Annotated in this window: 2 protein-coding genes; both read right to left on the bottom strand. The window is 39.4% G+C overall.

Annotated elements, in window-relative coordinates; genetic code table 11:
• The coding region (locus tag CBG25_RS14840) for a transposase (RefSeq protein WP_290607587.1) at window positions 1-333 on the bottom strand (333 nt) is incomplete at its 3' end.
• A 53-nt stretch (window positions 334-386) separates the two neighbouring features.
• The coding region (locus tag CBG25_RS14835; protein ID WP_290603625.1) for a transposase family protein at window positions 387-691 on the bottom strand (305 nt) is incomplete at its 5' end.

Below are 691 nucleotides of genomic sequence, written 5' to 3'. Positions count from 1 at the left end.
CCTGTTTTTCCTCAGCGTGGTTACCCAGACCCAACCATGAGAGCGAATTGATTTCAGATTATCTAGGCTAGAATACCAGGCATCCATCACTACCGCTTCTGGCATGATCCCTCTTTTTTTAGCAAGAGCCAGCATTTCGGAAAAGTGCGTGTTTTTTGTTTTTCCATCAGAATCTTTATCATAAATACGATAGTCAATAGGAATTGATTCAACACTTGTCAGATCATGCCAAAGCAAATTAACCAAACCTATGCCAGCAATAACATCATGCTTATTACCTGAATATTGATAATGAACCATCTCTATTTTTCTACTACGTGTTTTGGCAATCAATAAGCGTGTTGCTTAATAGTGAAATAAGGGTGTTTCGGTGATTGAAGTAAATTTTACGCTGTTCTGAGATGGAAATTCCAAAGACCTGCGCTAAGGAGTAAGAAGGTATCATCAATAAAGGGTCTACGATTCCGTAAAATTTGGGTCATGCAACCGAGGCGCTTGATACCCGCGATGGCGTGTTCAACTGTAATACGGATGCCCGAGATTATTTTATTTTCTTGTTTTTGTTCAGGCGATAAAGGTCTTTTTCGAGTTCCTTTTTTTGGGATTTGTGTATTAGGATGCTGTTTATCTATACCTTGAAAACCGGTATCTGCCCAGATGGTTACCTCAGGAGGAATATGGCGAATTATAT

The sequence above is a fragment of the Arsenophonus sp. ENCA genome (assembly GCF_002287155.1).
In the GTDB taxonomy this organism is placed as follows: domain Bacteria; phylum Pseudomonadota; class Gammaproteobacteria; order Enterobacterales; family Enterobacteriaceae; genus Arsenophonus; species Arsenophonus nilaparvatae.
The sequence above is the reverse complement of the archived record's forward strand: the minus strand, read 5'-3'. Positions and strand labels throughout refer to the sequence as shown.